Origin of the sequence: Microbacterium sp. 69-10, from assembly GCF_001897945.1 — a bacterium.
Classification (GTDB): domain Bacteria; phylum Actinomycetota; class Actinomycetes; order Actinomycetales; family Microbacteriaceae; genus Microbacterium.
This window is the reverse complement of the sequence record NZ_MKRT01000029.1, coordinates 72,506-75,492: the sequence shown is the minus strand read 5'-3', so window position 1 is coordinate 75,492 and position 2,987 is coordinate 72,506. Positions and strand designations below refer to the sequence as shown.

The following is a 2,987-nucleotide window of genomic DNA, read 5'->3' as shown; positions in this document are numbered from 1 at the left end:
CGGGGCTCGGCGTGCTGGCCCTGAACGTCTTCGGCAGCAACCCGGGCGCGCGACGGCTGTACGAGCGCGAGGGATACCGCGTCACCGAGTCGCTCTGGTCGCTCCCGATCCCGCGGCGCTGACGGCACCATCCGGCGTCGGCGCGGACCCCGCGATCGTGGATGCACGGGGCCGCACCGCGCTCGACGACGCCGGTGCCGTCAGCCGTCCTGCAGGATCCGCAGCACTTCGTCGGCCGTGATCTCCCCACCCGTCGCATCCGTGTGCTGCTGCACTCGCACCGCCAGCTCGACCTGCTCCTCGCGCGTCAGTTGGATGCCGTGGGCGGCCTCCAGGAGGTGCGCGATGCCGCCCTTGCCCGATTGCGAGTTGACGCGGATGACGGCCTCGTAGCCTCGACCGATGTCGGCCGGGTCGATCGGCAGGTAGGGAACGCGCCAGGCGATCTCGCTCTCGCTGCGCCCCTCCGAGGCCGCACGGCTCCGGTGCTCGGCCAGTCCCTTGCGGATCGCGTCCTGGTGCGTTCCGCTGAATGCCGTGTGCACCAGCGATCCGGCATACGGATGCCGCGGGTGCACCTCGATTCGATTGCACTCCTCGACCGTCGTGCGGATCTCGTCGATGTCCGAGAAGTCGATCATCGGGTCGATGCCCTGGGTGTGCAGGTTCAGGGCGAGCGTCACGAGATCGACGTTCCCCGTGCGCTCGCCGTTGCCGAAGAGGCAGCCCTCCACGCGCTGGGCCCCTGCGAGCATCGCCAGCTCCGCGCACGCGACGCCGGTGCCGCGATCGTTGTGCGGATGCACGGAGAGGATCACGGAATCCCGCCGTGCGAGATTGCGATGCATGTGCTCGATCTGATCCGCGTAGACGTTCGGCGTGGCGATCTCCACCGTGGCCGGCAGGTTGATGATCACGGGGCGATCAGGCGATGCATCCCACAGTGCGGTCATCGCGTCGCAGATCTCCAGCACGTAGTCGGGCTCGGTCTGGTTGAACACCTCGGGGGAGAACTCGAAGCGGACGTTCGGCAGATCGCCCGCGGCCTCGAGCACGTCCCGGCCACCGCCCAGGATCAGCTCCCGCAGCTCGCTCCGGTTGCGGCCCAGCACCACCTCGCGCCAGATCGGGGCGGTGGCCGTGTAGAGGTGGATGACGACATCGTTCCGGATGCCGCGGATCGCGGCGGCTGTGCGCTGGATGAGGTCCCGTCGGGCAGGCGTGAACACCACGATCGTGACATCTTCCGGCGCGAGATCGGTCTCGGCGAGCAGCCGCACGAAGTCGTAGTCGGTCTGCGAGGCGGACGGGTAGCCCACCTCGATCTCCTTGTAGCCCATCGCGACCATGAGCTCGAAGAAGCGGCGCTTGCGCTGCGGGCTCATCGGCTCGGCGAGGGCCTGATTGCCGTCGCGCAGGTCGACGGGAACCCACAGGGGCGCCGCGGTCGGGCGTCGGGCGGGCCATTGCCGCTCGTCTCCGAGGAGCACCGACACGCGGGAGAAGGCATCGGAGTACCGGTGCGAGGGCATCGGCGAATGTCGTTGCCGGTTCCATGCCGGTGCGACTCGCTCGGAGTCGACGGCGGGGGAGGGAGGAGTGATGGATGCGGACATGGTTCTCTTCTTCCGGTCTGGTGGGTGCGACCGGCCTGGGGACGTCGAGGCTCCACGACGGGGAGCCGATCGAACTAGGCCCCGTCGTGGCGACGAAGGAGGAGACCCTGGTGAAGCATGGCTAGACTGTAACACAATTCCTCAGACAAGCAGATGGGTTGAGATGGCACAGGTGATGCGCGAGACACTGGCTGACCGGGCGGCGCAGCTGCTGCTCGACCGGATCCGGAGCGGGGAATGGGCGCTCGGAGAGAGACTGCCCGGCGAGACCACGCTCGCGCCCCAGCTCGGAGTCGGCCGATCCACGGTGCGCGAGGCGATCCGCCAGCTCGCCGCGAAGGGCGTGCTGCAGACCCGGCAGGGCGCAGGCGTCTTCCTGACCGCCCTCGACGTGCGGAGCGACTGGGACGACGTGCTGCGCCGCGCCGACATCCTCGCCGTCATCGAGACGCGGACCGCGATCGAGAGCGAGGCCGCGGATCTCGCCGCCCGGCGACGCACGCAGGCGGACCTCCGCGCCCTGCGGCAGGCGCTGGCGGGGCGTGATGCATCTCGTGCTGCAGCCCGCGCCTCGCGCCGCGCCGCGTCGATCGAGGGGCACGTCGACGCCGACCTGGCGCTGCACAGGTGCATCGTCGTCGCCGCGCACAACCCGGTCCTGCTCGACCTGTACGACAGCCTCACACCGCGACTGCGTCAGGCGATGATCGACATGCTCAGGATGCGCCGGTCGTTCGGCGATGACGACGACCACGAGGCTCACGTGGATCTGGTCGAAGCGGTGGTGGGCAGGCGGTCGTCGGAGGCGTCAGCGCTCAGCCGGGCGCACCTCGCCGGACTCGCCGAGGCGATCGCATGACTCATCGTCATGCGGACACGGTGCTGGAACTGCAGGACGTCCATCTCCGCCGGAACGGGCGTCCCATCCTGCGTGAGGTGTCGTTCACGGTGAGGACGGGGCAGCGCTGGGCGCTGCTGGGTCCGAATGGCGCGGGGAAGAGCACCATTCTCGGATTCTGCGGTGCGCAGACGCACCCCAGCGCCGGGACGGTGGATGTGCTCGGGGAGCGGATCGGTCGCGTCGATCTGCAGGCGCTGCGCCGGCGCATCGGACACGTCGACCCGAGGCATCCGCTCCAGTCGGCGCTCTCGGCGACGCAGGTGGTGCTCACCGGTGTGACCGGGACCGTCGAGCTCCCGATGAGGTGGACACCGCGGCCCGAGGAGGTGGCGAGAGCCCGCGCCGCGCTCGACGCCGTCGGCCTTGCCGATCGGCATGAGGCGAACTGGTCCACCATGTCGCAGGGCGAGCGAGGGCGCGCACTGATCGCGCGCGCCCTCGTCGTGCAGCCCGAGCTGCTTCTGCTCGAC

The 2,987-nt window shown here is 69.7% G+C and carries 3 protein-coding genes; 2 read left to right on the top strand and 1 reads right to left on the bottom strand.

All coding sequences use genetic code 11. The annotated features are described in order from the left end of the window. Positions 1-200: 200 nt before the first annotated feature. Positions 201-1,616: a 2-isopropylmalate synthase gene (locus tag BGN97_RS16285; protein ID WP_292703790.1), complete on the bottom strand. Its 1,416-nt coding sequence runs from the start codon at positions 1,614-1,616 to the stop codon at positions 201-203. A 163-nt stretch (positions 1,617-1,779) separates the two neighbouring features. Between BGN97_RS16285 and BGN97_RS16280 the strand changes: the two genes are divergently transcribed. Continuing rightward, complete coding sequence (locus tag BGN97_RS16280; RefSeq protein WP_292703788.1) at positions 1,780-2,475, top strand: GntR family transcriptional regulator; 696 nt, start codon at positions 1,780-1,782, stop codon at positions 2,473-2,475. Continuing rightward, positions 2,472-2,987 (top strand): ATP-binding cassette domain-containing protein (locus BGN97_RS16275; RefSeq protein ID WP_292703785.1); only part of this gene is annotated, 516 nt, incomplete at its 3' end. The genes BGN97_RS16280 and BGN97_RS16275, both read left to right, overlap by 4 nt.